Below are 25,789 nucleotides of genomic sequence, written 5' to 3' on the forward strand. Positions count from 1 at the left end.
CCCACTCCAGGATGGACCCAATGCAAGATAACTCTGAATCCAACATCGCCACGGCGGATGCACTGACGTTGCTTCTGCATAACCAGCACGCGATCGGTGCGGCAATTGATGAGGTCACGAAGTGGCTTTCAGAAAATGGCGCAGAAGATGTTGCCGTTAATGCAGTCGTAGCTATGGAAACCCTGGACGCAAATGCGAAGGCGATTACAGATGCGATTATGCGACTACGTCAGTCCTAGATAATCGTCAAACACAGCTGACTCCTCCAACTGTCGTACCGGACAATGCCACCTGCCGGGACGCCTCCTGAAGAATGCTCTTCCAAAAAGAAGATATGGCAATGAGCAATAAGGCTAGGAATCACCACTATATTCCGCAGGCCTATCTGCGTGCATTTACTGACGGCGGGTCGAAAAAGTCCAAGCTGAATGTCTACGATGTCTCGACGGGCGACAGCTTCGAAACCATCCCGCGCAATGTCTGCGCCATCAGGGACTTCAATAGAATCACAGTGCCGGGTTGGCCGAGTGACTTCGTGGAATCTGAGATGGGGAAGTTTGAGTCGCTGATTGTACCGGCCGTGAGTCGCATCGAAGCCAACAATGAGTTCGCAGGTGAATCCAAAACCTGCGTCCTTAATCTGATGGCATTGTTGGCAACCCGTCATCCGGATCGTAGAGAGTCCACCCGGCAGTTCCATGAAAAAATAGCAAAACTGACGATGGACATGGTTCTTCATAAGCGAGAAATCTACGACAAAATCACTTCAGATATGAAGCGTGACGGGAAAGTAATTAACACCAATATCTCGTACGACCAAATGAAAGTGTTTCTGGAAAAGGGCGAGTACCAAATCGATGTCACTACAGAGCATCACCTGTCCTTAGAGGAAAAAATGCATGAGACAGCGCTGCAGCTGCTCGCCCAGAGGAGTTGGGTGTTATATCGCGCAGTCCCCAATGATGGGCACTTCATATCAAGTGATTGGCCTGTCGCGCTGAGCTGGCGCCACCCCGAAAAAATACCTCCGTTTTATCGAAATAGTCCGGGGTTCGGAGCAACTGACACAGAGGTGATATTTCCTCTCACGCAAAACTTGGCTCTAGTCGGTACATTCGACGGAGAGGAAGGTTATGAGCAAGCACACCCCAAGGTGATCGCCGCCATAAACTCGAGAACAATGTCATTCAGTAGACATCAGGTGTACTCACCGAAACGCTGGTTCCCAGCACTCTCCAACGACCAAATTGTTGCCGGATCCGATTTACTTCGAAGAAAGGGCAGGTAAGCAGGCTTGAATTGCCCGGTTTCTAAGTTTCACCTCCGATCACCTTCGTTCTTTGCGGCTTTTGACGACGGGGGATCGAACAAGTAGAAAAGTCCCCCGTCGGACCCGGTGGGGGATCGAAGTTACCAGTGATGGATGACCCCGGCCACGGCGAATACACCGACGACGATGGCCAACAGGAAACTCAGGAGCTGGATGAGAGGGATGTAGGGTTTAACATGGTCGGCCCAGTCGAGGGCCAGAATTTGGAGAGACAGGAAAAGGAAGGTGTAAAGGTCGAACATGGAAAGGTTGCCAATGGGTACTACGTATTTATAGTCCTCGATTTCGACCTGACCATTAAAAACCGTAAACCTGAAAAAAAGTCGAAAGGCCCAGTGCCGGTGAAGATCGGCCGTGCGTATCTTCGAAACGGGCGGGCGGGGACTTCTAACAACGTCGTTTACGTCCAGAAGGCCCTACACCTGACCCGGGTGTGGGAGCCTTTTTGTTGGCCATGGAAAACACCACCGCCGGGACTGGTTTACCATCCCCTAGCGGTCTGGAATTACCTACGCCGATTTTACGGGAACAGGACAGGTTTTATTCGTACGCCTATGAAGGCCGGCGACCGTCGGTGTGCTGGCCCTTTACCGGGGGCAGCCGCCGAACAAGCTCACTACCTACGATTCAAACGTCCACATTCTTACGTTGAATGGCAGCGCTTTCGCCTGGAATTAGGCCGGTCCCTGCAAGGCTCCAAAGAAGTCAACGCGATCCAAGCGATCGAGCAGTACGAACTGCCGAATCAACCGCCGGCAAGCCTCAATGGATGGCAGTGGGAGTGACCATAAACGACGTATTGGGAGCTCTCGATCTGCCGCCTGCGGTCAAGATCCAAGGTGGCCCATATCAGCCAGGCGACCAGCCCTGACGAGCTGTGGCGTGCCAGTGATCGCGCCGCCGGGCTTGTCTTGGGACTGGAGACGGTTGAAGTGCTGGACGCGGCGAGCATCAAGGCGTTGTATGAAATCTTCGACGGTGCTGCTACGGCGCTTCGGCAGGAGTTTGCACAGTGAACGGTGAATGCATTCAGGAAGAGGTTTTGCGTGCCTTGGTTGAACAACACGCGGTGCGCGAGTGCTTGGTGGCAAAAATGCACGGTGGCCTCGCTTGGGGCTTGTGGATCCGACTGGGCCGCAGTGGCGCCCGCTGAGGGCCGGTGCGGTGCGCTTGCGACGTGAGACGCTGCGCACCTGGGCCAGTCTGACGGCTGTCGGCCGCTTTGCCGATAGTGTGGTGCTACGCGGACTCAGTGTAGAGCTGTAACGGGTGAACGTTGTAAGGCCATTTCTTCAGACCTACGTCCGTCTGCCTTTGCTTGAAATGCGTGCTTCCGGCGGCCGAATTCTTTCCGCAATTTCTTTTGAGGTCCTGGTTTCACTACTCTAAAACGAACAGAGAATTTGTATGGTGCGGAAAAATAACCACTATAAGGTTATGATTTATAAGAAAAAAATAACGGACTTAAAATCCCCCGCTCGTAAGGGCGTGCCGGTTCGATTCCGGCTTCGGGCACCATAAATATCAAGGGCTTGCATGACATATGTCATGCAAGCCCTTATTTTTTGTGCCGTGGAAATGTTTTCCACGCTCCTGACTGGCCATTCCGTCGCCGTCTGGTGCCTGGAGTTCCACTCCTTTCTTCAGCGTCGACTGCATCCATCAGCGAGTAAGCGTTTCCGGCGCTACGACCCATACGCTACAAGGCATTTTGTACAACAGATGCTCGACCGTGCTGCCAACCAGTCTGCCTATTCCTCGATGAGTGACGCGGCCCATTACGATCACATCGATGTCGTAAGCATCGGCATAGCTGGAAAGCACCTTGGCGGGATCGCCCACAATCATGTGCTGGTTTTCTGCCGGAATGTTGTTGCGCGCAGCCAGCGCCTGGAAAGCTTCGCCTTGGGCATCGAACAGTTTCTTGGCTGCGCTGGAAGAAAAGATCGCGGACGCGTTATTGAAGCCGAATTCGGCAGCGCTGATCGATGACAGGTCATGGGCATAAATCACGTCCAGGCTGCCATTGCAGACACTGGCCAGTCTTGCTGCTTCGCGCAGGATCCGATCGTTGAGGCCCTGGTATTGGCCCTCACGATGGAAAGGGTCGACCGCCGCGACGATTCGGCGTGGCAGAGCGTTTTGAGCGTGGCTGACAAAATGCAGCGGCACTGGGCATTCGCGCAACAGGTGGATGTCCAGCGGCGTGAACATCAGCCGCGACAGAAGTGATTCGTGCTCCAGAGCCTTTATAAGGGCGGCCATCGGCTGTTCCTTCAAATGGATAAGGATCTCCTTCAAAGGATTGTCCACCCAGACGACCTCGGTGGTGACGGTCACTCCGATCTTGCGCAGCGGCCGGGCCTGGTCTTCGAGCCATTGATGATGGCGTTCGACATAGCCCAGACGCAACTGCTCCAGGGCTTGCTCGTTGACCATTCCTGCGGTCGCCAGGCCCTCCAGATAATCAAACGCGACAATATGCAGTGCGGCATCCGACGCTTTGGCCAGTGCGGCGGCGCGGTCGAATGCGGGACTGTTTTTCATCAGCGGCGACACGACCAGCATGAAACGCGATTGCTCAGACATGACAGAACTCCCGAGGTAGTCACCCAAGCATTGCGCTGCATGCCTGGAGTGAGTAGTGGCGCATGCGCTTATCCTGGAGCGAGCCAGCAGGGCGGGGTTGATATTTATCAACCAGACATCAGCGCGTGGTCGTGAGCGGATGTACGGTCGAGCAAGACCACTGATCCTCGGATAGTTGACCATTATCAACTACGACCCTGCCGTCGCGGCTCAAGCTCTGCTCTGCACTCACCTGTCGGCGGAGGGAAAGTCATCATGGCCACCATGAAAGCCGCAATATTCGTTGAAAAAAACCGCATCGTGCTCGATGACAAGCCAATCCCCGAAGTCGGTCCGCTGGATGCGTTGATCCGCGTGACCACCACCACCATTTGCGGCACCGACGTGCATATCCTGCGCGGCGAATACCCTGTGGCAAGAGGACTGATCATCGGCCACGAACCGGTCGGCATCATTGAGCGATTGGGCTCGCAAGTACGCGGTTTTATCGAAGGGCAGCGAGTGATCGCCGGTGCCATCACCCCCAGCGGGCACAGTTACGCGTGCCTGTGTGGCTGCGGCTCGCAGGACGGCCCGGACACCCGGCACGGCTTCAAGGCCATTGGCGGCTGGAAGTTTGGCAACACGATCGACGGTTGCCAGGCCGAGTACGTATTGGTGCCGGATGCACAGGCCAACCTGTGCCCGATCCCCGATGAGTTGAGCGATGAACAGGTGCTGATGTGCCCGGACATCATGTCCACCGGGTTCTCGGGGGCGGAGCGGGGCGAGATCGCCATCGGCGACGCTGTCGCAGTATTTGCATTGGGTCCCATCGGCCTCTGCGCCGTGGCCGGAGCGCGCCTGAAGGGCGCCACCACGATCATCGGTGTCGACGCGGTGCCCGAACGCATGGCCATGGCGCGCCAGCTGGGCGCGACCCATACCGTCAATTTCAAGGACGGCAATGTGGTGGAGCAGATCATGGCGTTGACCGATGGCCGTGGCGTGGATGTGTCCATTGAAGCACTGGGTACCCAAGGCACGTTCGAGTCGGCGTTGCGTGTGCTGCGCCCGGGTGGGCGCTTGTCCAGCCTCGGGGTGTATTCCAGCGATCTGCACATCCCGCTCGGCGCGTTTGCCGCCGGACTGGGCGATTACAGCATCGTTTCCACCCTGTGCCCCGGCGGCAAGGAGCGCATGCGGCGCCTGATGGCGGTGGTGCAGAGCGGCGCCGTCGATCTGTCACCGCTGGTGACTCACCGTTTCAAACTGGACGACATCGAGCAGGCGTATGAGTTGTTCGCTCATCAACGCGACGGGGTCATGAAAGTCGCAATCACTCCTTGAAAGCACCTTGGCGTGCCGCTGAAACCGGGGTTTCCATGAACATCAAGATCGCTGAAAAACACGCTCCCCATGGCTGGGTCGTGCACATGGATGACTGGGATGTGGGCTTCAGGAGCCTTAAGGCTGCGCAGGAATTTGTCGAGGTGCTTGAGGCCCGTATCAACGCCCCTCACGAGTGGCCGAATGCGTTTGCCCAGCCGTTGCCAGCGCGGCCGGCAACGGCGCGCCGAATGGCCGTGAGCGTTGAATGCTCGCCGTAAGCCGAATGCAGAGCAGGGTCGCAGACCCTGTGGGACGCTACCCATCATGAATGAGGTTTTTGATCTGTCCGGCGCCGCTGCGGCGTTGGGGATCGGCATGCTCATCGGTCTTGAGCGTGAACGGCACAAGGGCACCGGCGATGCGCGACACTGCGCAGGTTTGCGCACGTTCGCCATTACCGCGCTGTTGGGGTATGTCGCGCTACAGGTCGGCGGTGGCCTGCTGCTGGGGATCGTCGCCGGCTGTGTCACGTTGCTGACCAGCGTTGCCTACTGGCGTAGTCAAAGCGACGACCCTGGGCTGACCAGCGAGGTGGCGTTGATCGCGGTGCTGATCCTGGGCGCGTTGTGCGCAACCGCGCCGGCGCTGGCCATTGCCCTTGGCGTAGTGATTGCGGGCCTTTTGGCGTATCGCCAGACGCTGCATCACTTTGCCAACAGCCAGTTGTCCGACGCGGAAATGCGTGATGGCCTGATCTTGCTGATCGCAGCGCTGGTAATACTGCCATTGGCACCGGACCGATATATCGGCCCGTACGCCGCGATCAATCTGCGCACCATTTGTACCGTGACGGTGTTGCTGATGCTGGTCGGCGCGTTCGGCCACATTGCCGTGCGCGCTTTGGGCTCGCGCTATGGCTACGTCATCAGCGCGATTGCATCCGGCTTCGCCTCCAGTACCGTGACGATCGCGACCATGGGCCAACGCCTTGCCCATGAGCCGGGCAACATCCGCATCCTCAGCGCGGCCGCGATTTTCTCCAATCTGGCAACGGTGATACAGGTCGGACTGATCCTCATGATGGTTGATCCGAATCTGCTGAACAGTGTATGGACGCCACTGCTTTTCGGCTTGATCGCTACGTTGTTGTACGGCGCCTGCCTGATGTTCCCCGACCCCACGCGAGGGAGCCGCAGCAAACCGGTCGACACGGCAGGGGCGTTCAATCTGAAACTCGCGGTCATCGTGACATTGACGCTTACCGGCATCACATTCGTCTCCTCGGCCATGCTCAGCCACTTTGGTCAGGCGGGTCTGTGGCTTACCGCAATGCTTTCGGGCTTTGCCGATGCGCACTCTGCCACAGCGTCCATCGCAAGCCTGGCCAAGGCGGGCCAGGTGCCTTATGACTCGATAGTCGTGCCAGCGCTGATTGCCGTCAGCAGTAACTCGGTGAGCAAATGCGTGGTGGCGTGGGTCAGCGGCGGCAGGCGTTTCGCTGCCTGCGTGATCCCGGGGCAGTTGTTGCTGACCTTGGCCATGTGGGCGGGCACTGTGCTGTTTTGAGCGCAATCGGTGCTCTTGCTGACAAAGATCAAGCTGCCAATGGCCACAGCATTCACCCTGAAGACTGTTTGTTCTGGCTGGCCGCATGCCGAGGTATCCCATGTCACAGACTCCGCGTTTACTGTTGATCGCTCCTTCAGCCATGGAGCGCACGCCGGCGTTCGAGCGCGCGGCTGCGCTGGCCCAGGCCATGCAGTTGCCGTTGCACATCGTGGCCTTCGACTACTTGCAGGCGCTGGCAGTGGCAGGGCTGTTTGCCCCCGAGCAGATCCGCCTCGCCCGCGATGGTTATCTGCGCACTCACCGGCAGTGGCTCGCAGAGCAGGCTTCATTGCTGGCGAGGCATCAGATCATGGTCACCAGCGAGGTGATGTGGGTTCAGGATCCCTTCGCCGAGATCCTGCAGTTCATCAACGAAATGCCGTTGGTATTGATCATCAAGGATGTGCAGCACGAGTCCGTGCTGGAGCGTATTTTCTACACCCCGCTGGACTGGCAACTGTTGCGCGATTGCCCGGTGCCTGTGCATCTGGTGACCGACGACACCCATCCGCGCCCACGCCGTGTGCTGGCCATCGTCGATGTCTTGCGCAGCGAAGAGCAGGACTGCGTGTTCAACGATCAGATCATCGATGCCGCCGCCCAACTGGCCGCGCAGTGCGATGCCAGTCTTGATGTGGTGCATGTTTACGACTGGACGGCGGTTTACTCCACGGACATGGGGTTCGGCGCATTGCCGTTGGCCACTGGGATTCATGAAGCGCTGGGCACTGCGCAGCATGAGGCATTTACGGCCCTGGCCGAGCGTCACGGTGTCCCAGCCTCATGCCGGCACTTCATCGAGGGCGCGCCGGTGCGCAGTATCTGCGAGTTCGCCATCAACAAGCAGATCGACGTCATTGTCATGGGCACAGTGCAGCACCACGGCTTGAGCAAGTTGCTAGGCAGCACCGCCGAACAGCTGCTGCATCGGGCACCTTGCAGTGTGCTGGCGATCAAGCCGCAACCCACACTGCAATCCTGAAACACGAACGCCCCGAGGTGAATCGTTGGCCGACTCACCTCGGGGCGATTCATTTACAGGTCAAGACGATGAATGACCTGGCGTGCGTCGTCCGGATCATTGTGGGTCTCGAAGCCCAGGCTTTTGGCCAGATCGCGCATCGCCGCGTTACTGGCGGCATCGACCGAGTACATCTGGCGAAATCCGTTGTGGCGGGCTGCCTTGATCAAGTGTTCCATCAGCAACGTGCCCAAGCCCAAGTGCTGCCATTCATCGGCGACCGTCACCGCGCACTCGCATTGATGTCCGCCTGTGCCGGCATAGCGGCTGATGCCGATTTCGATCAACTTGCCGTTCTCGTGAACCAGTGCAATGAAGGCGGTGCGCTGTTTGTTATCGGTGTCCATCAACTGGTCGAGCAGAGCGGTGCCGGGTTCGCCGATCTGGGCGAGAAAACGCATGTGCCTGGATTCGGGGGACAGGCGCTTGATGAAGTCGTATTCGCGCAGGCGATCCTTCTCCGTGAGCGGCCGGATCAATACATGGCGACCGTCCTTGAGCGCCTCAATCCAGTATTGACCGGAAACCGCCGCGTAAGCGGCCACGGCCTGATCGTTGTGGTCTTTGACGGTGAGCATGGTCATTCTCCATCCGGTTCAAAAGGCTGGCGGGCGTTGAAAAAGCGTCCGCTTGCCTCCCTTCTACGCGGTTGCCCATGGCGACATCTGATCTACATCAGACAGCTGCCATGCGCCTCGTTGATTGACCCGGGCTTGATGTAAATCAACGCCGGGCAAGGGCGAGCGGGCGCAGTCTTGAAGCCTGCCGGCCCACCGCGCCGGTGCCGAGCGGAGGTGTGTGATGGGCCAATATGAACGTCTGTTGCTGGTCGCTGACCAGACGCTGCATCAATCGGCGGCGATGCTGCGTGCCATCGCACTGGCCAAGGCGAGCGGGGCGGCGCTGGATGTGAGGGCCTTCGTCGAGCCGGTGCCGATCACCCATCTGTGGGAGGAAAAAATCGATGACGTGGATGCTCAGCGCTATCAGCGGCGCTACCGTCGCTGGGTGGCCGATGAGCTCGAGCAGCTCAGCAACCAGGGGCTGGACGGCACCGTTGATGTGGTCTTCTCCAGCCATCCGCTGCTGGACATCCTCAAGACCGTCCATGTGCTCAAACCCGACCTGTTGATCAAGGATGTGCGACTGGAACCGGCGCTCAAGCGCGTGTTCATCACGCCGCTCGATTGTCACCTGCTGCGTGAGTGTCCGATCCCCGTGCATCTGGTCAATCAGATTCGCTATGCGTTGCCGCATCGTGTCGTCGCGGCCGTTGACCCGTTTGATCCAGATACCCAAATCAATGGCTTGAACGACGTCATCATACGATCGGCGAACGCTTTGGCGTTGCAATGCGACGTGCCGTTGCACCTGCTCTGCGCCTACGATTTGTCCGCCGCTTTCAACGGCGATGCACCAATGATCAACGGTGGCTGGAACGAAGATCTGGCGAACGAGCTGCGTCAGACACTGCATCAGGCTTTTGTCGCCCTTGCCGATCGTCACGGTGTGCCACCTGAGCGTCGACACTTCGTCATGGGCCATCCAGTGCAGGTCATCAATGAGTTCGTCGAGCAGTACCTGGCCGACGTGGTGGTGATGGGCACGGTTCATCGCGTGGGCATCGAACGCGTGATCGGCAGCACCACCGAGCGGGCATTGTATTCGGTGCCGGGGAGCATTCTGGCGGTGAGGAAAGAGCCTGTGCGGTGAGCATGATCGCAGCGTAGCGAGCCAGCCTGTTCGCTGGCCCGCTAGGGGATTGCATAGATCTTGAACAGCTTCCTGGCCGCATCGCCGGCGCCGCCCAGATGTTTGTCGAATGCCTGTTCAATTTCGCCGGATCGGTACATTTCACTCAGCGCCGTGTCGACCAGCAGACGGAAATCCTCATCCTCTCGATCCACTGCCATCGCCGTCGGTGCGTACTCGAAAATCCGCTCCAGCAGCACCAGGTTGCCCGATGGATAATTTCTGGTCAGCAGATGCTTGAGCAGCATGCGTTCAGCGAAAAACGCATCGGCTTTGCCATTGGCAACCAGATTCAGACCGGCTTCTGCGTTCTCTACGGTGACCAGCGTGGCGACCACACCCAGCAATCGCATCTGCTGTTGTATCCACGTTTCGGTGACCCCGCCGGCGATGGCGGCATACGTCTGATTGGCCAGACCACGGTTCACCGTGGCTCGCCACGTTGGCCCGGTATGGGCCACTTTGCCATTCAGCACATTGAGCAAGGTTTCGGAAGCATCCTGGCGCACCACGGCCGAGAGACCGGCGGTGTAAATCGGCACCGAGTAGCTGACGACCCTGCGCCGCGCCAGCGTGGGTGGGGTCGGCGTACAAAGAATGTCGATCTTGCCGGAACTGACAGCGCTCATCTCGTCGTTGAGCGAGACCGGTTGGTAATTGATTTTCAACGCCGGCACATTCAGATCGATCCTGACCTTCTCGGCTATTTTCAGGCAGAGATCGATGGCATAGCCGCTGGCTTTATCGGCGGCCTGATCACTGAAAGGCATGAAGTCAGGCACGTAGCCAAGGGTGATCGCTTGACTGGCACGGATGCGCTCAAGCGTGTTGCCATGGGCGATTACCGGTAGCAGCGCAATCAGGCAGACGAGCAGCAGGTGGTGGGCTCTGGTCAGTTTCACGTTCATGCGCGCGGTTCCTCGAATTCAGATGGCAGTGCTGTACCGAAGACTTCGATCAAGGGTTATCAGGCCGGGGGCCGACAGGCGCAGGGGCAGCGACAAAACGTTTGGCGAGGAAACCGTAAAGCAGGTAGCCGAACACCAGGACCAGGATGCCGCCGAACACCGCGTCCTTGCCGCAGGCATACAGCGCATACAACGAATAGGCCACGGCAACCACTAACAGCAGGGTATTGCGCGTGTATACGGCGGCGCTGACTCTGGCCTTGTACATCATGACCAGCAGCCCGGTGGCTGCCGTCACGTAGGGAATCAGGTTGGTCACCGCGGCGAGGCTGACGAGTTTTCCAAACTGCGCGCTCGCGTTCGGCGAAATGGTCGACAGCGCCATCAAGGTCTGCAGTACGCCGCAGACCAGCATCCCGACGATGGGGGCGTTGCGTGCGCTGACCTTGCAGAACAGTTTTGGAAACATGCCCTGATCAGCGGTCACCTTGGCCGTTTGCGCCAACGTGAACTGCCAGCCCAGCAGCGAGCCGACACAGGCCATTACCGCGAGCGCCATGATGATGTTGCCGACCAGGGGATTGAACATGTGTGCATAAACGAGCGCGAAAGGAGCAGATGAGTTGGCCAGTTCGGCGTTGGGAATAATGCCCTGAATGACCGTCGTCGACAGCACATAGACCACCGCTGCGCCCAATGTCCCGAACAGACAGGCCAGCGGTACGGTGCGCTTGGGGTTTTCGACCGCATCTGAGGCCTGGGCTGCCGACTCCATGCCGAGAAACGCCCAGAGTGTCAGGGGAATCGCTTTGCTGATGGCCTCGGATATCGGCAGTTGATTCGGGTTCCAGGCGGCGATGATCAGATCGGGTTTGAACCAGAACCAACCGATGATGCTCAAGCCCGCTACAGGAATGATCACCCCCCACACCGTAACCGCACCAATCCTGCCGGTGATGCCTGGGCCGCCGAAATTCGCCACGGTGGTCAGCCAGAGCAGGCCGACCGTTCCAACGAATAAAGGAATGGCGCCGCTTCCCAGCCAGGGCATGAACGATGTCATGTATCCCACCGCAGAGATCGCCACCGCCACGTTGGCAATGGCCAGCGACAGGAAGTACAGGTAAGAGCACAGAAAAAAGCCTGACTTTGCATGCGCCTCTTCGGTGTAGGCGGATAGCCCGCCAGAGCGCAGGCAGAAGATGCCGCACTGGGAAAAGCAATACGCGATGGCCATCGAGCCGACAGCGGTGACGATCCATGACAGCAATGAAACAGCCCCGAGTTGGGCCATGCTCGTCGGCAACATGATGATGCCTGAGCCCATCATGTTCACCGTCACCAGTGTGGTGAGCCCCATGAGGCTCATTTTCTTGCTTGAGTCGGCCATCGGAGTTCCCTCGATTTGCGCAACGCATCACCGCTCAGCCAACGCACAAGGTTTTGCCGGCATCGGCAGTACGCAGCTTTTCAAGCGACGTTCAACGGTTAGAAAGACAGGTGATTTCAAGTGCATCGAAACAGCGCGCCCATCGCTTCGATATGGCTTGCCCGAGGGATGGCGAAGGCATGGCAGGAACTCATGGACGGGCTCAATGCTGCTGGCGGTTGCAGCCCGACACCATCTGCTTGAGGCCGTCCATGTTGCGGATTTTTACGTCGCGCGCGGTGATTTCCACCAAACCCTGATCGCGCAAGTGGGCAATGCCGCGGCAAATGGTTTCCAGACGCAGCCCAAGGTAGGAGCCGATTTCTTCACGGCGCATTTTCAGCACGAACTCTTTCGAGGAATAGCCACGGGAGCTCAGGCGTTGTGAAAGGTTGAGCAGGAAAGCCGCCAGGCGCTCATCTGAGTTCATGTTGCCCATGAGCATCAACATGCTGTGATCGCGCACAATTTCCCGGCTCAGCAACTTGTTGAGGTTGTGCTGCAGGGAGGGAAGGCTTTGCGCGAGTTTTTCCAGCTGTGCGAAGTGGATCGGACAGACCTCGCTGTCCTCCAGCGCATACGCAGTACACGCGTGTTGATCGATACTGATGGCGTCGAGCCCGAGCATTTCGCCGGGAATATGAAAACCGGTCACTTGCTCGCGGCCATCGACGGAGACCACGCTGGTCTTGAACGAACCTATTCGCACAGCGTACAGAGAGCGCAGCGGGTCCCCGGTCCGGTAGAGAGCGACACCTTTCTTTACCTTGTATCGCTGCACGATCAGCGTATCGAGTCGATCAACCTCCGGGCCAGTCAGACCGAGCGGCAGGCATAACTCCACCACACTGCAATTGGAACAGGCAGTTTTAAGAATCGGCGGGGGCGAGTGGGCTTCAAGCATGGATAAGCAGCCTCCAGTGAGTGTGATAAGCATAGAAGTCTTCGCAGCGCACGTGCCTTTCGTTTGGCGTGCCAGCGTGATTACGGACGAACGGCGGGGAGGGGAATCACAAAGGCAACGGCCTCTGCGCCGCTCTTGTGTCGCAGGCTTGATGGGGAGACTTGATGCATATCAAGCGTGGCGGTTGGCAGAGTTGCAGAATCGTCCAATGGCGCTGACTGGAAATACACGTGATGTTCAGGCTCAAACGCATTCTGTTGATCGCACCCGCCGAAATGACCCGCACCCCGGCGTTTGATCGCGCCCGGGCGCTCGCTCGGGCCAGTGGCGCGTTGTTGCACATCGTAGCGTTCGATCATGTCCAGTCCCTGGCGTTGGCCGGCCTGATCGACCACGACGCCATGGCGCAAGCGCGTGAAGGCTATTTGCAGATGCATCGCCAGTGGCTGGAGCAGCAGGCCCGGTTTCAACGTGGCGCCGGCGTGCAAGTCAGCACCGAAGTGGTCTGGGCCAGGGCCACCCCGGCGCATGTGCTTGAGTACATCAATGACATTCATGTCGATCTGGTGATCAAGGATGCTCACCATGTTTCAGCGCTCAATCAAACGTTTCACCAGCCGTTGGACTGGCTATTGGTACGAGATTGTCCCGCCTGCCTGCATCTGGTCACCGAGGCCGCACATCCGAAACCCTTGAAGATACTGGCGGCCATTGACCTGTCGCATCTCGAGGATCTGACCCAAGGCCTCAACGACCGGATACTCGGCGTTGCATCGACATTGGCAGCGAAATGCGATGCGTCGCTGCACTTGTTGAATGTGAGCAACTGGTCGGTGGTGGGTGATGCGGCGATGAGTGTGCCGAACTTGAGTCTGGATCACAGTTTGCGCGATGCGATCAACGACACTCAGCAGGAAGCCTTCGATACGCTGGCCGAGCGCTATGGTCTCGATGAACAGCACAGCCACATGTTTGCAGGTGTCCCGTACCGGGTGATCGAAGACTTCGCCCGGCAGAACGCGTTCGACCTGCTGGTGCTCGGCATCTGTCACCATCAGGCGCTGGACGGCTTCATCGGCGGCACGGCCGAATGCCTGATGAACCGGGCTCCTTGCAGCTTGTTGATGGTCAAGGCAATGCCTGCCACAGCCTGACCGGTCATCGCAGCAGTTGATGGTAATCGGTTGAGGGTAATCAATCAGTGACTGCGCCCACCATGTGCGTATTGCCATTGTTGCCAGGCGTGCCGATATTTCTCATCGGCGCGTTTCCTCGCTTCGCTGAACTTGTGCATGGTGTCTGGAGAAAACGGCTCTTCAAGGACGGCATAGGCCTGTTCGCTGAGCCGATCGGCTTCGTGAAACAGTGCGCCACTGTCATCGATTGCGTCGCGGACATTGGCGGTTGTCATGGCTGGATCATTGATGACCATATCGTGAACCTCGCAAAGCAAGAATGAGGGTGGGTTGCGGACCTGTCACCCTGTGGCCGCATCTGTAACTTTCACGTGTTCGAGCAGCTTGTGACTGTCGCTGATCCGAAACGCGGGCGCCGCCGAATCATGACCCTATTTCGATCCGGTTTGTCGTCGCAGCGATTGATCCAGATCAATGCCGCTCGCCAGTTTCATCGCCGCTTTGTCGGTTTCCCAGGCGCTTGCGCAAGGGTGGTGGACAAGCCTCCATATTCAGGTTTTTCACTGTACCAGGACCCCTGCAGCGTACTGGCGGTCTAGCGCAAACGCTGGTGCACCTTACAAAGTCAGCGTTCCGGCCCACAACATCCGGCCAGCGTAAATCGCGGCGGCCCAGATGATGATCAACACACCCGTTTCCGGACCGCTGAGCGGCTGACCCTGACGCGTTTTCAGCGTGCCCAGGTAAATCAACGAGCCAGGCGCGTAGAGCAGAGCGCTGAGCAGCAGGTATTTGGGGCCGGCGGCATACAGCTGAATCAATCGGATGATTATTCCCCTGCCGGAATCGATAACGTCGCCCTCAAACCGCCCTCTGCGCGGTTCGCCAGTTCAATCCGTCCGTTCAGTCGCATCGCGATGGTGTTGACAATGGTCAACCCCAACCCGGCGCCATGCTCCGTGCCACGGCTGTAGAAACGCTCGAACAATCGCTCTCTGTCCGATTCATCGATTCCCGGCCCTTGATCGTCGACCGTCAAATGACAGAAGCCATCGGACTTGCTCAGGTGCACGGTGATCGCACCGTGTTCGGGGGAGAAATTCGCCGCGTTGGTGATCAGGTTATTCAGCGCGATATCGATGGCGGCGGCGTCGGCGAGGACATGAAACGGTTGGTCGCTGACCTCGAAGATCAACTCAAGGTGTTTGCTCAGCAACCATGGTGTCAATTGCACCAGGCAGTTGCGTACGGTTTCGCTGAGATCAATGCGTTGCAGTGGCGGCGGGTTGGGTTTGGGTTCAAGACGTGCCATGGTCAGCAGTTGGTTGACCAGCCGGCTGGTGCGGTCGACTCCGGAGATCAGAAATTCCAGCGACTCACGGCGCTCCTCTTCGGTACCGGCCTCCTGCAGATTTTGCGCATGCACCCGCAGCACCGCCAGCGGCGTGCGCATTTCGTGCGCGGCATCGGCGATAAAACGACGCTCCCGGCCGAGCACTTCCTGAATCTGCGCGAGCATGCGATTGAGCGCTGCCTGCATGGGCTCCAGCTCACTGGGCAGGGGCGTCAGTTGCAGCGGCTCAAGTGAACCACTGTGACGGGCGCGCAGAGTCGCCGCCATGTCTGCCAAGGGCTTGAGTCCCCAGCCTATGGCCAGCCAGATCATCGCGGCGAGGATCAGGCTGCCGAGCATGTTCGGCCACAGCGTGTGGCGTACGATGCGGTCGACCAGGTCGGTGCGCACATCGTCGCGCTCGCCGACCCAGATGCGCAGGCCGTTCTGCTTGTCTTCCAGCATGAACGCTCGCCATTGCCGACCTTTCAGATCGACGACGTCGCTGAAGCCCGTTCTCGTCGGCGGCGCAGTGAAGGAGGGCGCACTGGCGGTATGTACCAGCACCTCGCCTTGCGGGTTCCACACCTGGAAGGCGATTTTGCTTTCGTAAGGATGTCCGTCAACCCGTCGCTTGGCTTCCCCGAGAGCCTGATTGAAGGCCTGATACAACTGCGCGTGCTCGGTACTCGCCATCGGCATACGCATCACGCCCTGCAACAGGCGTGCGTTCTGCGCCAGTTGGGCGTCGTAGACCTCGGCGATTTCATGGTTGCTGTCATGCACGTTGAAGAGGCTGAGTACCGCCAGACCGGCCAACAACAGGCCGATGATCAGGGTCAGCGTGCGCCGGCGGATCGAGGTCATCGACGTTCCTCCACCAGATAACCCACGCCGCGGATGGTGCGGATCAGGTCGGTGGAGAACTTCTTGCGCAGGTGATGAATGTGCACTTCCAGGGTGTTGCTTTCCGCTTCTTCGTTCCAGCCGTAGAGCAACTGGATCAATTGATCGCGAGTCATCACCCGCCCCGGCGGCGACAGCAGTTCGTGCAGCAGCTGATATTCCTTGGGGGTGAGCGCGACCGGTTGGCCTTGATAACTGACCTGCTGGGTGCCGGGGTTGAGGCTGATGCCGGCGTGTTCGATCAGCGCCTGGGCGCGCCCGGCACTGCGGCGCAATAAGGCGCGCAGGCGGGCTTTGAGTTCGGCGAGGTCGAACGGCTTGACCAGATAATCGTCAGCACCGGCGTCGAGTCCGGCAATGCGGTCTTCGGTGGCATCGCGCGCGGTGAGAATCAATACCGGCAGGTTCGAACCGCTGTCACGCAGACGACGCAACACTTCAAGGCCATCCATGCGCGGCAGACCGAGGTCCAGCACGGCGACATCAAACGTTTCGCTGAGCAGTGCATGCAAGGCGCTGCTGCCGTCCTTGAGCCAGTCGACGGTGTATCCCTCGCGACCCAACGCCTGATAGATGCCTTCACCCAGCGCTACGTCATCCTCGATCAGTAATAAACGCACGCGCACTCCTTTCAGTCGAGTTTCTTGTTCACGTCCACCAGCAAGGCGTCGATCTCTTTACGACGCCCGGCGTCGGCACTTTCGCGGCCCGCACGGGGTGCGGCTTGTCTGGCCTTGATCAGCGCTGCCTTGGCTTCAGCGTAGCGCTTCTGACGGTAGAGATGGTCGCCCCAGAAGTACAGACTGTCGATGCCATCGGGGTTGAGCTGCAGGGCTTGTTTGAGCAATTGCTCGGCCTTGTCGCTGTCGCCGAAGCCGATCGGCCAGCCCGGTACCCGATCGTACAATGCAGCGAGGCTGGTGTATGCCGAGCCTTGCAGGGCTTTAGGGTCAAGCGTAAGGGATTTTTCCAGGTCCGCTTTGGCGTCCTTGGCTTTGCCCAGGGCACCGAGCCCGCCCTCGGCACCGGCCCAACTGCTGGTGACGATGCCTTTCCAGATCCAGGCTTCGGCCACATTCGGACGTTGCGTGGTGAACGCGTTGGCTTCGCTGGCCAATTGCTCGAACGCCGCGGCGCGCTGCTTTTCCGCGACCTCGTATTGAATGTGCGCCCAGTTCTGCTGGATGCCGGTGAGACGTTGCTGATCAGCCGGCTCAAGCGCCCAGACACTTTGACTGAGGGCGGCAAACAGCAGGCATGTGGAGAGTTTTTTCATGGCTTTGAAGCCTCGTTGTCAGGTTTTTCACTGAGACGGCGGATCAGTGGCAATTGCTTGCGCAGACCGCGATCCACCAGATGCGGAAGTAAGCTGTTCAAACGGACGAAAAATCGCTCCGGCCAGCCTAGGTAGAGATCACGACGGTCGCCGGCAATCGCATGCATCACTGCCGACGCCACGGTCTGCGGATCGTCAACGCTGGCCTTGAGGGCATCGTTCAAGGCTTGCGCAGCGGCGCTGTTCATCGAGGTGCGGGTGGCCCGGGGCGCGACATACAACACGCTGACCCGCGTGTCGGCCAGCTCGCGGCGCAACGCCTCGGAGAATCCGCGCAGGGCAAATTTGCTCGCGCAATAGCTGGCGTAACCGGGGTAGCCGATCGAGCCATAGGTCGAGCCGACGTTGACCACCATCGCACTGTCAGCCTGCTTGAGCAGCGGCAACAGCATTTTGGTCAGGCAGATTGGCGCGCTGATGTTCACCGCCAGCATCGCGTTGATGTCACTGTCATCGAGCTGTTCGAGCATGGCGAAGTGATTGACCCCGGCGGCGTTGATCAGCAGGTTGATGCCGCCGATGGCGTCGGCGGCGGCCAACACTTTGCGCCGATCGCTGAGGAAGGTCAGGTCGGCGGCGACCCAGCACAGGTTCTGCGGATACCGCTCAAGCAGCGGCAACAGCGCCTCCTGATGCCGCGCCACGGCCAATACCCTGGCACCGGCGGCGCACAAGGCACTGGCGATGGCCAGGCCGATGCCGCCACTGGCACCTGTCAGCACCACGCGGGCTTCATGCAGCTGCATATTGGGCCTCAGCGTCGCGCGGCAGATCACGGAACATGTCGGTGTAGAGGCGATAGACGACTTTCGAGGCATGAATGACCGCCGCTTGATCGTCAGGGTTTTCCAGCTGATTCATCAATCGCCGATAGGTCTGCATGTGCTCGATATCGAGCGCGCCGTGGGAGCTCAGATAGCTGAATGCCGTTTCCGGCAGCGCCAGGCGATCGCGAATGCTCCCCGCCGCGTGGGTCGCCAGGGCAATGCTGGTGCCTTCGAGCACGTTTACCATGCCGAACAGACCCACCGGATTGCCCCGGGCGATCAGGTCGTAGAGAAAACTGACCATCAGCTCGATTGACAATGACGGCTGGCCATCGCGCACGGTGTCGCGATCACCACCACAGGCGGCAATGTCGTTGAGTACCCACTGCTCGTGGCCGTATTCATCTTCAATGTATTCGCACACCGCTTTGCGCAGCCATTCCAGGCGCGTCGGCAGGCGTGCACCGCAAGCCATCATCAGCGGCACGGTGTGGCGCACGTGGTAGTAAGCCTGGGCAAGAAAGGCCCGATAGCTGTCGAGGCTGACCTTGCCTTGCAATGCATCGACGATGATCGGCAGATTGAACAGCTCGTGGCGTTCGCGTTGCGTGGCTTCTTGCAGGGTGTCGAAAAAACTCATTATGCGGATTCCTCGGAAGTGGCGGATTCGGTCAACTGCGTGCGGTACTGCGCGATGATGGCGTCGCGGCGCGGCCGGCCATTGGCGGTGAGCAGGCCGTTGGCGGCGGTGAAGGGCTGCGCCAGGCGCGTCCACTGATGCACCTGGGCGTAATCGGGCAACGCCTCGTTCGCTTCGGCGACGGCAGCGGCCAGCTCGGCATCGGTGCAGTCCGGACGATGCGGCCAGAGCAGGGCGTGGTTGTGCGGCATCGCCTCGCCATAGACGAACGCTTGAGCGATGTGGCGGCGCTGGGTCAGTTCCGACTCGACCCATTCCGGGTTGACGTTTCGCCCGTAGCTGGTGACGAATTGGTGTTTTTTGCGGCCCTTGAGATAGAGAAAACCTTCCGGATCGAACTCGCCCAGATCGCCACTCGGCCACCATTGATCGGTATACGCCGGCTCCCCCAGATAACCGAGCAACACCGAACCCTTGATCAGCACTTCACCGTCCTCGGCCAACCGCACCTCGATATGAGGCAGAGGGCGCCCGACGCTGCCCGGACGGCGCGCGCCGGGGCGATTGAGGCATACGACCGAGGCGCACTCGGACAAGCCGTATCCCTCGTAAACCGCTAACCCGACCCGTTGCGCGCGGTGCAGCAGATCCGCTGACACCCGCGCGCCACCGACCGCGGCGAAGAGCAAGGTTTGCGGATCGAAAGCCTTCTGTTCAGCGGCGCTGACCAGAACTTGCAGCAGCTGTGGCACGAGTATCAGGCTCTCTGGCGCACGCTTGCCTAGATAACCGAGCAGGCGCGCAACATCGATGCCGCTGGCACCTTGAATGCCGAGGGTTGTCTGGCTTGGCAGGCTCAACACCGCACCGGCGTATAGCGCGGCATAACAGCCCAGGTTCTCCAGCAGAATCGCCAAAGGCAACAGCGCCAGATGGTGCTCCGGTCCAGTGGCTGCGCTTGCCTGATCAAGCTCCCGGGCAACGCGCAGGAAGCTGTCGGCGCTCAGGCACACCCCTTTCGGCGTGCCGGTGGTCCCGGAGGTAAACGTGAGTTTCGCGGTGCCCGCCGGCATGCGACTCGGGCCATTGAACGAGCGACACCAGAATTCACCTCGTAATTCATAGCCCGCCGCCAGCAGCTCGGCTTGCAGTTCCGGCTCGGCGATCACCCGTTCGGCCTGGCTCTGCTCCAGACAATGGGCGCGCTGCGCGGCGCTGAAAAACGGCGGCAGCGTTACGCAGGTCAAGCCTTCGAACAACACAGCCAGATCCCAAAGCATCGCGTCGACGCCGTTGTCCAGCGCCAGCGCAATCACCTGCACCTGCTCATCGCGCAGGCGCTCCTGGCGATACAACACCTCGGCATACAGCGTGGCGTAATCTATTCTCAGCGTGTCGCCCCACAGGGCTGAGGCGTTGTCATTGCGCCGGGCATGGTCGCGCAGGGTTTCCTGGATGCGTTGCAATTCAAGCGACATGGCAGGCTCCTTCAACAGAAGTCGGCAAACCCAGGCGAGTGAACAGGCCAATATTGCGCAGATGGACAAATCCCGCGCGAATGTTGCCGACGTGCACCCAGGGTTTGCTTTCGTAATAACTGCCCCAGTGTTGACGCTCGTCACCCAGTCGCTGTGGATCAGCGGCGCACAATGTCACGGGCTTCAGACCCAGGCGATGGAAGCTGTTGACCAGCCCGATGTTGCCGGTGAAGGTCACCCATTCCAGGCCACCCATGGCCAGCAGATAGGTGATGGCGATGATGCTCAGGCGCGCACTGCCGGTGTCGCTGGCGGCGAGGTTGCCGACTTCGACAATGACCTTGCGATCCACTGCACGACCGGCGGCGGCGCTGATCAACGGCTCGATCGGTTCATCCAGATAGCGCTCGAGAAACAGTGCCTGCAGATGCGCTCGACGGACCCCGGCCACTGCGCACAACTGGCCATCGCTGTTGTGCATGCCGAACAACTCGGGCATGAAATGGCGGATTTCGGCACCGTGAGCCGTGCGAAAACGCTGCTGGATAAAGGCTTCGAAGGGCGCGCGCAGCTCGTCCTCCGGCAACGCGTTTCTCAGCGTCATCGGCAACGATTCGGCCTGGCCGAAGTGCAAGGGCAGCGGGATGTTCCAGTCGAATTCGGGCATGGGCAGAACGCCTCCCTCAATGGGTTTGAGCGCAGTATCCAAGCCATTTCTTAACGAAGTCTGAAGATGAAAAACCGTTAACCGCAGCGCCGATCTTCAGACTCCCTTAAGGCTGGGCAAGCATGGTCAGCCTTGATTCAGGGCAACCGGATCGATAATTTCGAGCGAGATGATCGTCGCTCCACAACAATCACGAGGCGTTTCCTATGATTCGCGACACCGCTGTAACCCGTTATGGAAAACTCTCAATCATCCTGCATTGGCTTATGCTGGCGTTGTTCGTTGGTGTGTATGCGTGCGTCGAAATCAAAGGCTATATGCCCAAAGGCAGCGAAGCACGCGGCCTGCTGATGGGTATGCATGGGCTGTTTGGCGCAAGCATCTTCGCGTTGGTGTGGATTCGTCTGATCGGCCGCCTGACCCCGCGTCCGCCGATCATCCCCAAGCCGCCAGCGTGGCAGACCGCAATCGCGCACCTGACGCACCTGGCGCTGTATGGATTGATGATTGTCACACCGCTACTCGCCTGGCTCATGCTCGCGGCGGGCGATAAACCGTTTCCGTACTTCGGTTTCCATGTGCCGGCGCCGGTGGCTATTGATCCAGACCTGGCCAAACAACTCAAGTACTGGCACGAATGGATTGGCAGTGCCGGCTACTGGCTGATCGGCCTGCACGCGCTGGCGGGGCTGTTCCATCATTACTGGGTGAAGGACAACACGTTGCAGAGGATGCTGATTGAGCGTACCCGCTCTTGAGGCAAGCATCTGGCGCTGTTCGCTGAAGGTAATGTTCGCCGCAACTCAAGCGCATGGCTGCGGTGGAGCTGAAAATCCGGAACTGCCAGCCCTCGCCGATGCCGAAATAGCATCGACAACGAGGGCAAAGCCATGACTGAAGAAAATACCGAAGTGCCGCAAGAAGTACCGGATCAAACCACCCCGGCGCATTCCACTGAAGAAGAGCGTGAGCGCTTGAAGGACTTCAACAAGGACGGCATCCCGCCGGGCAGTTGCTGATCAGCGGTCACCGTGGCTGCGTCACCAGTTCCCCGCTGATCGCATCCATCATCGCCGGGTGCTCCTCAGCGGCCACGCGCAAATCCTCGGTGACCCGCAACTCCGCACCTGTCGGTGAATAGGTGGCTGCTGCCGTGAACGGTGCGGGGTTGGCCGGCACCGGGCGTTTGCCGCGGCGCCAGAAGAAAAAGCTGACCATGCACAGATTGACCACAGCGAAGACCCAGAACAGACCGTTGGCGCCGAACGAGTTCATCACCGGCGAGATCATCATCGGACTGATGGCCGAGCCCAGCGAGTTGATCAGCAGCAAACCCTGAATCATCGGCACCAGCGCTTCGGCCGGGGCGCGGTCGGCCGCGTGGCTGACGGCCACCGGGTACAGCGCGAACACCCCGCCACCGAGCAGAAACAGCATCGCCGCGAGCATTGTCGAAGACAGCGGCAGCAGCACAATCACCAGCGATAATGCCGTGCATGCCACCGTCAGAAGCGTCAGCACCTGCAAGCGATCCGTGCGGTCGGACCAGCGTCCGACCGGATACTGCAGCAGCATCGCGCCGAGGATCGTCCAGGCCATCATGCTGCCGACTTCTCCGACGTCCAGACCTCTGCGTTGCAGATACAGCGGCAACAAGGTGTAGATCGCCGCGATGGTCACCCCCGAGCCGAAACAGCCGACCAGCCCGGTCGGCGTCACGCCCAGCAGTTGCCGGGGCTTGAGCGGCTCGACCTGGTCGAGCAGCGGCGACACGCGCGGCAGGATCACGATCGGCAGCACCGACAGCGCAGCAAGCATGCCGGCGACCATGAACGGCGCGCTGTCACTCATGCCGGTGATGATCCCGAGCGTCGCCTGGCCCAGAACGCCAGCGCCGTAAAGGACGATCATGTACAGCGCGAGCAAGCGCCCGCGAATCTTCTCGTCCCCGGCCAGCAGCAGCCAGCTCTCGATCACCAGAAACACACCCACCGTGGCCCAGCCGTTGATCAGGCGCAGGACGAGCCAGCCCCAGGTGTCATAGAACAGCCCCTGCAACAGGATCGTCACGGCAATCAGCGAGGCGAAGCTGCCGTAGGCGCGTATATGGCCGATGCGCAGAATCAGCCGGTCATTGAACACCGCGCCCAGCGTCAGGCCGATGAAATAGGCCGACGAAACAATTCCGATCATCGTCGCCGAGGCGCCGGCGGCGTCCAGGCGAAGGGTGGTCAGGGAAGACAGAAAACCATTGCCCAGAGCAATAATGAACAGCCCGAGCAGGGGCGCCAGCGCCATGGCCAGCAAACGCGGAGACATAAAAACCTCAAGAAAATCGAACAGCGCAACGTGCGCCACTGCGCGTGCGGTTGCCAGGCTGGAACAGGTGTTGTGCAAATGTCTGCCGATCGGGCAGGGCGGTGGCGTCGGACGACATGGCCAGCCCTGCAAGTTCGCGTCTGTGACCAGACGCGCGCTTGCAAGAGCGCGCGGGATTCTACGGCTTGCGCAGGATTTGCCAATAGCTGACGGCTGCGACGTTAGGACGCAGGCTGTTTTGAGGTTCGAGAGGAGGCTGAAAACCAATCATCGGGCTGAGCTCCGACAAGGGCCATGCATGCAAAAACTACGCAGGCCCTTGCTCGTTTCAGCGCCTAAGTATGCGAAATCAACAAGTCACTGATGATGCAGATCGAGCCATCCTCTGGCGGCGTGGCGTCGGTGTAGTCGATCTGGTTGTAGACCCCGCCGTGGAAATTGAACACCTGCGAATTCCAGGTTGAGTCGAGCTGCAAATCACCTGATGTACCGACAACGCCGTTGTAGTCGACGGTGACTCGAGCTACGCCGGCAGAGTTGGCGCGAATGGTGATCTTGAACTTCGCCCCCAGTGGCACGCCCTTGAGCACCGTGGTGTTGATCGGGATGGGCTGATTGAAGCTCTGGCGGAAGCCCATGGTGATGTTGCCTTTCTGCCAGAACACCTTGATGGCGGGGCTGTCGTCGTTTTTCACATGCATCTGCGAAATAACGACTTTCTGCGCAGAGTTGACCTTGGTCACGGTCATCTCCTGATAGTTGAGGTGGTCAGCGGCGCTGGCCAGCGACCAATAGAAGGATTCTTTCCATTCGCAGCGGGTGCGGTGGGTGCTCTTGCTTGAGGCGCCTTTGGTCGGCGCGGACAGTTGCAGCGATCCGTCCGGCAGCACGGTGACGATGCTGGGAAATTGCGCAATGGCTTCGGCGCCGTTGAGCTCCAGTGCGACTGGATTGGTCGCCGAGACGGGTACCGGAGTGGAGAGGGTGAGATTGCTGATGTTTACGGCCATGGTTTGTACTCCTGACGATAAAAATCATTAGCGACCCAAGCCTTCGGTGGATTGGCACATCTGTCTGCGCGGACTTTCACCATCTCTTGGGCACAGCACCATGGCGGCGCAAGCGGCCGCCGCGAAAACACAAAGGGCAACGATCACACCGGCAGCCTCCAGCACCGCGCCGAAAACCGGCGTGCCAGCGGTCTGACCGAGCGCCAGAAGCAGAAACGGACTGCCCAGTCCCAGGTCCGGGCGGTCCGGCAACAAACGAATGCCTTGCAGCAGATAAACGCCTGAAGAAACGATGTAGGCCGCGCCAAACAGACACATCGCGGCGAGGCCCGATCCGGCTGAAACTGATGCGCCAGTGAGGCCCAACGTCCCGAGGGCGATCCCGGCAAGCGCCAAATGCTGCATCCGTGCGACACCGAAGCGGCCAGTGAGCACGCCCGTCATGCAGCCGCTGATTCCCGCAGCGCCCAATACGATCCACGCCCACGCAATGGCCTGATCGGAGAAACCAGCCTCACTGCGCAAAATATCGGCGCCGAATGTCCAGATCGCCGTGCTCGCCAACCCCATCAGGAAAGCACTGGCGCACAAAGGCAGTACGCCGTGTCGACGCAGCATTGCCAGCGAGAAGCTCTGCGCGACGTCACGCTCGACCCGGCGCGGTACCGCAAACCAGAGCCAGATCGTGACGCCGATGCCGATCAAGCCGAACAGCGCGTAAAGTTGCCGCCACTGCCCGGCCGCCACTATCGCCGCCAGGCCGGAGAAAACGATACCCGCTGCCGTCCCGGCATTGATAAAGCCATTGGCCCGCGGACGATCCGCATCATCAAGACGCGCTGCCACCGCACTGGCCAATGGCGGCGAAGTCAGACCCGTGCTCAATCCCGCCAGCGCGACCCCGCAGCCCAACGCCAAGCCCGACCAAGCCATCACCACCAGCCCCATGCCCAGCGTCGCGGCGGCGCCGGCCATCACCGTCAACCCGCGCGGACTGACTTTGCCGTTGCAGATAAACGTCGCAACGATGCCCACACAGTAAGCGGCAAAAGCGCTGCCACCGATCCATCCGGCAGCGGTCACGCTGAGCGTCAGATCCTGACGAATCTGTGGTAGCAGCAGTCCATAGGCGAAGCGCGCCAGGCCATAGGACAACGCCGTCAGCGCGAACGCTGCCGTGACAAGATTGAGGCTGCGCCGGTCAAGGCTCACGGTGAAATCGGATTGCTGGCAGGAAAGGTTGTCTCGACCGCATGCTCCGGCCTGGAACAGATGCGATCGGAGTTGGAGGGATCATTAGCCATGAGTGTCCTCGAGGATGTCTGTTGCTGGAGTGGTTATCGAT

At 59.6% G+C, this 25,789-nt stretch carries 29 protein-coding genes; 12 read left to right on the forward strand and 17 right to left on the reverse strand.

The genetic code is table 11. From position 1 onward, the window contains the following. Positions 1-20: 20 nt before the first annotated feature. The 4 genes from AC0Z5Z_RS17635 to AC0Z5Z_RS17650 all read left to right on the forward strand — a co-directional run bounded on the left by AC0Z5Z_RS17635 (position 21) and on the right by AC0Z5Z_RS17650 (position 2,346). Positions 21-239 (forward strand): hypothetical protein, encoded by a 219-nt coding sequence (locus AC0Z5Z_RS17635; protein ID WP_485611416.1) that lies wholly within the window; start codon positions 21-23, stop codon positions 237-239. A gap of 101 nt (positions 240-340) precedes the next feature. Beyond that, a complete protein-coding gene (locus AC0Z5Z_RS17640) occupies positions 341-1,288 on the forward strand; it encodes a DUF4238 domain-containing protein (protein WP_485611417.1) in 948 nt (315 codons plus the stop codon). A gap of 131 nt (positions 1,289-1,419) precedes the next feature. Beyond that, positions 1,420-2,115 (forward strand): hypothetical protein, encoded by a 696-nt coding sequence (locus AC0Z5Z_RS17645; protein ID WP_485611418.1) that lies wholly within the window; start codon positions 1,420-1,422, stop codon positions 2,113-2,115. Between the two features lie 54 nt (positions 2,116-2,169). Continuing rightward, entirely contained in the window at positions 2,170-2,346 is a 177-nt protein-coding gene (locus AC0Z5Z_RS17650; RefSeq protein WP_485611419.1) for a hypothetical protein, read from the forward strand. A 646-nt stretch (positions 2,347-2,992) separates the two neighbouring features. On the opposite strand, the gene AC0Z5Z_RS17655 is transcribed toward AC0Z5Z_RS17650, so the two are convergent. Further along, a complete protein-coding gene (locus AC0Z5Z_RS17655; protein WP_485611489.1) occupies positions 2,993-3,919 on the reverse strand; it encodes a universal stress protein in 927 nt (308 codons plus the stop codon). Positions 3,920-4,174: 255 nt separating this feature from the next. On the opposite strand from AC0Z5Z_RS17655, the gene AC0Z5Z_RS17660 reads away from it, so the two are divergent. From AC0Z5Z_RS17660 to AC0Z5Z_RS17675, 4 genes are all read left to right on the forward strand, one after another. Continuing rightward, positions 4,175-5,248 (forward strand): NAD(P)-dependent alcohol dehydrogenase, encoded by a 1,074-nt coding sequence (locus AC0Z5Z_RS17660; protein ID WP_485611420.1) that lies wholly within the window; start codon positions 4,175-4,177, stop codon positions 5,246-5,248. Between the two features lie 35 nt (positions 5,249-5,283). After that, positions 5,284-5,508: a hypothetical protein gene (locus AC0Z5Z_RS17665; RefSeq protein ID WP_150742046.1), complete on the forward strand. Its 225-nt coding sequence runs from the start codon at positions 5,284-5,286 to the stop codon at positions 5,506-5,508. 46 nt (positions 5,509-5,554) lie between these two features. After that, positions 5,555-6,796: an MgtC/SapB family protein gene (locus tag AC0Z5Z_RS17670; RefSeq protein ID WP_150742047.1), complete on the forward strand. Its 1,242-nt coding sequence runs from the start codon at positions 5,555-5,557 to the stop codon at positions 6,794-6,796. Between the two features lie 100 nt (positions 6,797-6,896). Continuing rightward, positions 6,897-7,820: a universal stress protein gene (locus AC0Z5Z_RS17675; RefSeq protein WP_150635444.1), complete on the forward strand. Its 924-nt coding sequence runs from the start codon at positions 6,897-6,899 to the stop codon at positions 7,818-7,820. A 53-nt stretch (positions 7,821-7,873) separates the two neighbouring features. On the opposite strand, the gene AC0Z5Z_RS17680 is transcribed toward AC0Z5Z_RS17675, so the two are convergent. Beyond that, positions 7,874-8,437 (reverse strand): GNAT family N-acetyltransferase, encoded by a 564-nt coding sequence (locus AC0Z5Z_RS17680; protein WP_041478749.1) that lies wholly within the window; start codon positions 8,435-8,437, stop codon positions 7,874-7,876. A gap of 223 nt (positions 8,438-8,660) precedes the next feature. Between AC0Z5Z_RS17680 and AC0Z5Z_RS17685 the strand changes: the two genes are divergently transcribed. Continuing rightward, positions 8,661-9,572 (forward strand): universal stress protein, encoded by a 912-nt coding sequence (locus AC0Z5Z_RS17685; RefSeq protein WP_150635443.1) that lies wholly within the window; start codon positions 8,661-8,663, stop codon positions 9,570-9,572. Between the two features lie 41 nt (positions 9,573-9,613). Here the strand turns inward: AC0Z5Z_RS17685 and AC0Z5Z_RS17690 are convergent, their stop codons facing one another. The 3 genes from AC0Z5Z_RS17690 to fnr form a co-directional block, all read right to left on the reverse strand. After that, positions 9,614-10,519 (reverse strand): amino acid ABC transporter substrate-binding protein, encoded by a 906-nt coding sequence (locus AC0Z5Z_RS17690; protein ID WP_485611421.1) that lies wholly within the window; start codon positions 10,517-10,519, stop codon positions 9,614-9,616. Between the two features lie 49 nt (positions 10,520-10,568). After that, on the reverse strand, positions 10,569-11,909 hold the full coding sequence (gene potE, locus AC0Z5Z_RS17695) for a putrescine-ornithine antiporter (RefSeq protein WP_076563168.1): 1,341 nt from the start codon (positions 11,907-11,909) through the stop codon (positions 10,569-10,571). A 202-nt stretch (positions 11,910-12,111) separates the two neighbouring features. Beyond that, the gene (gene fnr / locus AC0Z5Z_RS17700) at positions 12,112-12,852 is read right to left on the reverse strand and encodes a fumarate/nitrate reduction transcriptional regulator Fnr (RefSeq protein ID WP_460061133.1); all 741 of its coding nucleotides are present in this window, start codon (positions 12,850-12,852) and stop codon (positions 12,112-12,114) included. A 233-nt stretch (positions 12,853-13,085) separates the two neighbouring features. Between fnr and AC0Z5Z_RS17705 the strand changes: the two genes are divergently transcribed. Then, entirely contained in the window at positions 13,086-14,006 is a 921-nt protein-coding gene (locus AC0Z5Z_RS17705) for a universal stress protein (RefSeq protein WP_375123638.1), read from the forward strand. A 44-nt stretch (positions 14,007-14,050) separates the two neighbouring features. On the opposite strand, the gene AC0Z5Z_RS17710 is transcribed toward AC0Z5Z_RS17705, so the two are convergent. From AC0Z5Z_RS17710 to AC0Z5Z_RS17750, 9 genes are all read right to left on the reverse strand, one after another. Next, positions 14,051-14,263 carry a hypothetical protein gene (locus tag AC0Z5Z_RS17710; RefSeq protein WP_252869429.1) on the reverse strand — a complete coding sequence of 71 codons (213 nt, stop codon included), beginning with the start codon at positions 14,261-14,263 and terminating at the stop codon, positions 14,051-14,053. Positions 14,264-14,605: 342 nt separating this feature from the next. Then, entirely contained in the window at positions 14,606-14,809 is a 204-nt protein-coding gene (locus AC0Z5Z_RS17715) for a hypothetical protein (RefSeq protein WP_224787232.1), read from the reverse strand. 8 nt (positions 14,810-14,817) lie between these two features. After that, positions 14,818-16,188, reverse strand: coding sequence for an ATP-binding protein (locus tag AC0Z5Z_RS17720; RefSeq protein WP_485611422.1), 1,371 nt, complete (start codon positions 16,186-16,188; stop codon positions 14,818-14,820). Then, a complete protein-coding gene (locus tag AC0Z5Z_RS17725; RefSeq protein WP_016774538.1) occupies positions 16,185-16,847 on the reverse strand; it encodes a response regulator in 663 nt (220 codons plus the stop codon). The genes AC0Z5Z_RS17720 and AC0Z5Z_RS17725 overlap by 4 nt, the downstream gene beginning before the upstream one ends. 11 nt (positions 16,848-16,858) lie before the next feature. Continuing rightward, entirely contained in the window at positions 16,859-17,503 is a 645-nt protein-coding gene (locus AC0Z5Z_RS17730; protein ID WP_041478760.1) for a tetratricopeptide repeat protein, read from the reverse strand. Then, positions 17,500-18,309, reverse strand: a complete 810-nt coding sequence (locus AC0Z5Z_RS17735) for an SDR family oxidoreductase (protein ID WP_095179828.1) — start codon at positions 18,307-18,309, stop codon at positions 17,500-17,502. The genes AC0Z5Z_RS17730 and AC0Z5Z_RS17735 overlap by 4 nt, the downstream gene beginning before the upstream one ends. Next, a complete protein-coding gene (locus AC0Z5Z_RS17740; RefSeq protein WP_315434994.1) occupies positions 18,296-18,970 on the reverse strand; it encodes an iron-containing redox enzyme family protein in 675 nt (224 codons plus the stop codon). Before AC0Z5Z_RS17740 ends, AC0Z5Z_RS17735 begins: the two co-directional genes overlap by 14 nt. After that, entirely contained in the window at positions 18,970-20,448 is a 1,479-nt protein-coding gene (locus tag AC0Z5Z_RS17745) for an AMP-binding protein (protein WP_485611423.1), read from the reverse strand. Before AC0Z5Z_RS17745 ends, AC0Z5Z_RS17740 begins: the two co-directional genes overlap by 1 nt. After that, complete coding sequence (locus AC0Z5Z_RS17750; RefSeq protein ID WP_310219852.1) at positions 20,438-21,115, reverse strand: thermostable hemolysin; 678 nt, start codon at positions 21,113-21,115, stop codon at positions 20,438-20,440. Before AC0Z5Z_RS17750 ends, AC0Z5Z_RS17745 begins: the two co-directional genes overlap by 11 nt. A 206-nt stretch (positions 21,116-21,321) precedes the next feature. Here AC0Z5Z_RS17750 and AC0Z5Z_RS17755 point away from each other — a divergent pair, with 206 nt between their 5' ends. Further along, positions 21,322-21,873: a cytochrome b gene (locus tag AC0Z5Z_RS17755; protein WP_041478765.1), complete on the forward strand. Its 552-nt coding sequence runs from the start codon at positions 21,322-21,324 to the stop codon at positions 21,871-21,873. 132 nt (positions 21,874-22,005) lie between these two features. Continuing rightward, positions 22,006-22,134: a hypothetical protein gene (locus AC0Z5Z_RS17760; protein WP_095179833.1), complete on the forward strand. Its 129-nt coding sequence runs from the start codon at positions 22,006-22,008 to the stop codon at positions 22,132-22,134. A 7-nt stretch (positions 22,135-22,141) separates the two neighbouring features. Here AC0Z5Z_RS17760 and AC0Z5Z_RS17765 read toward each other — a convergent pair whose 3' ends face one another. The 3 genes from AC0Z5Z_RS17765 to AC0Z5Z_RS17775 all read right to left on the reverse strand — a co-directional run bounded on the left by AC0Z5Z_RS17765 (position 22,142) and on the right by AC0Z5Z_RS17775 (position 25,656). Continuing rightward, on the reverse strand, positions 22,142-23,458 hold the full coding sequence (locus AC0Z5Z_RS17765) for an MFS transporter (RefSeq protein ID WP_485611490.1): 1,317 nt from the start codon (positions 23,456-23,458) through the stop codon (positions 22,142-22,144). A 311-nt stretch (positions 23,459-23,769) separates the two neighbouring features. Then, complete coding sequence (locus AC0Z5Z_RS17770; RefSeq protein WP_476249359.1) at positions 23,770-24,444, reverse strand: polysaccharide lyase family 7 protein; 675 nt, start codon at positions 24,442-24,444, stop codon at positions 23,770-23,772. A 27-nt stretch (positions 24,445-24,471) separates the two neighbouring features. Further along, entirely contained in the window at positions 24,472-25,656 is a 1,185-nt protein-coding gene (locus AC0Z5Z_RS17775) for an MFS transporter (RefSeq protein ID WP_485611424.1), read from the reverse strand. Between the last annotated feature and the right edge of the window lie 133 nt (positions 25,657-25,789).

The organism is Pseudomonas sp. 1L-E-NC-VB-C3 (assembly GCF_057291535.1).

What these genes read in the sequence shown, in the direction of transcription:
- AC0Z5Z_RS17635 (WP_485611416.1), top strand. Translation starts at nt 21, where the DNA reads ATGCAAGATAACTCTGAATCCAACATCGCCACGGCGGATGCACTGACG.
- AC0Z5Z_RS17640 (WP_485611417.1), top strand. Translation starts at nt 341, where the DNA reads ATGAGCAATAAGGCTAGGAATCACCACTATATTCCGCAGGCCTATCTG.
- AC0Z5Z_RS17645 (WP_485611418.1), top strand. Translation starts at nt 1,420, where the DNA reads ATGGATGACCCCGGCCACGGCGAATACACCGACGACGATGGCCAACAG.
- AC0Z5Z_RS17655 (WP_485611489.1), bottom strand. Translation starts at nt 3,919, where the DNA reads ATGTCTGAGCAATCGCGTTTCATGCTGGTCGTGTCGCCGCTGATGAAA.
- AC0Z5Z_RS17660 (WP_485611420.1), top strand. Translation starts at nt 4,175, where the DNA reads ATGGCCACCATGAAAGCCGCAATATTCGTTGAAAAAAACCGCATCGTG.
- AC0Z5Z_RS17665 (WP_150742046.1), top strand. Translation starts at nt 5,284, where the DNA reads ATGAACATCAAGATCGCTGAAAAACACGCTCCCCATGGCTGGGTCGTG.
- AC0Z5Z_RS17670 (WP_150742047.1), top strand. Translation starts at nt 5,555, where the DNA reads ATGAATGAGGTTTTTGATCTGTCCGGCGCCGCTGCGGCGTTGGGGATC.
- AC0Z5Z_RS17675 (WP_150635444.1), top strand. Translation starts at nt 6,897, where the DNA reads ATGTCACAGACTCCGCGTTTACTGTTGATCGCTCCTTCAGCCATGGAG.
- AC0Z5Z_RS17680 (WP_041478749.1), bottom strand. Translation starts at nt 8,437, where the DNA reads ATGCTCACCGTCAAAGACCACAACGATCAGGCCGTGGCCGCTTACGCG.
- AC0Z5Z_RS17685 (WP_150635443.1), top strand. Translation starts at nt 8,661, where the DNA reads ATGGGCCAATATGAACGTCTGTTGCTGGTCGCTGACCAGACGCTGCAT.
- AC0Z5Z_RS17690 (WP_485611421.1), bottom strand. Translation starts at nt 10,519, where the DNA reads ATGAACGTGAAACTGACCAGAGCCCACCACCTGCTGCTCGTCTGCCTG.
- potE (WP_076563168.1), bottom strand. Translation starts at nt 11,909, where the DNA reads ATGGCCGACTCAAGCAAGAAAATGAGCCTCATGGGGCTCACCACACTG.
- fnr (WP_460061133.1), bottom strand. Translation starts at nt 12,852, where the DNA reads ATGCTTGAAGCCCACTCGCCCCCGCCGATTCTTAAAACTGCCTGTTCC.
- AC0Z5Z_RS17705 (WP_375123638.1), top strand. Translation starts at nt 13,086, where the DNA reads ATGTTCAGGCTCAAACGCATTCTGTTGATCGCACCCGCCGAAATGACC.
- AC0Z5Z_RS17710 (WP_252869429.1), bottom strand. Translation starts at nt 14,263, where the DNA reads ATGACAACCGCCAATGTCCGCGACGCAATCGATGACAGTGGCGCACTG.
- AC0Z5Z_RS17720 (WP_485611422.1), bottom strand. Translation starts at nt 16,188, where the DNA reads ATGACCTCGATCCGCCGGCGCACGCTGACCCTGATCATCGGCCTGTTG.
- AC0Z5Z_RS17730 (WP_041478760.1), bottom strand. Translation starts at nt 17,503, where the DNA reads ATGAAAAAACTCTCCACATGCCTGCTGTTTGCCGCCCTCAGTCAAAGT.
- AC0Z5Z_RS17735 (WP_095179828.1), bottom strand. Translation starts at nt 18,309, where the DNA reads ATGCAGCTGCATGAAGCCCGCGTGGTGCTGACAGGTGCCAGTGGCGGC.
- AC0Z5Z_RS17740 (WP_315434994.1), bottom strand. Translation starts at nt 18,970, where the DNA reads ATGAGTTTTTTCGACACCCTGCAAGAAGCCACGCAACGCGAACGCCAC.
- AC0Z5Z_RS17745 (WP_485611423.1), bottom strand. Translation starts at nt 20,448, where the DNA reads ATGTCGCTTGAATTGCAACGCATCCAGGAAACCCTGCGCGACCATGCC.
- AC0Z5Z_RS17750 (WP_310219852.1), bottom strand. Translation starts at nt 21,115, where the DNA reads ATGCCCGAATTCGACTGGAACATCCCGCTGCCCTTGCACTTCGGCCAG.
- AC0Z5Z_RS17755 (WP_041478765.1), top strand. Translation starts at nt 21,322, where the DNA reads ATGATTCGCGACACCGCTGTAACCCGTTATGGAAAACTCTCAATCATC.
- AC0Z5Z_RS17760 (WP_095179833.1), top strand. Translation starts at nt 22,006, where the DNA reads ATGACTGAAGAAAATACCGAAGTGCCGCAAGAAGTACCGGATCAAACC.
- AC0Z5Z_RS17770 (WP_476249359.1), bottom strand. Translation starts at nt 24,444, where the DNA reads ATGGCCGTAAACATCAGCAATCTCACCCTCTCCACTCCGGTACCCGTC.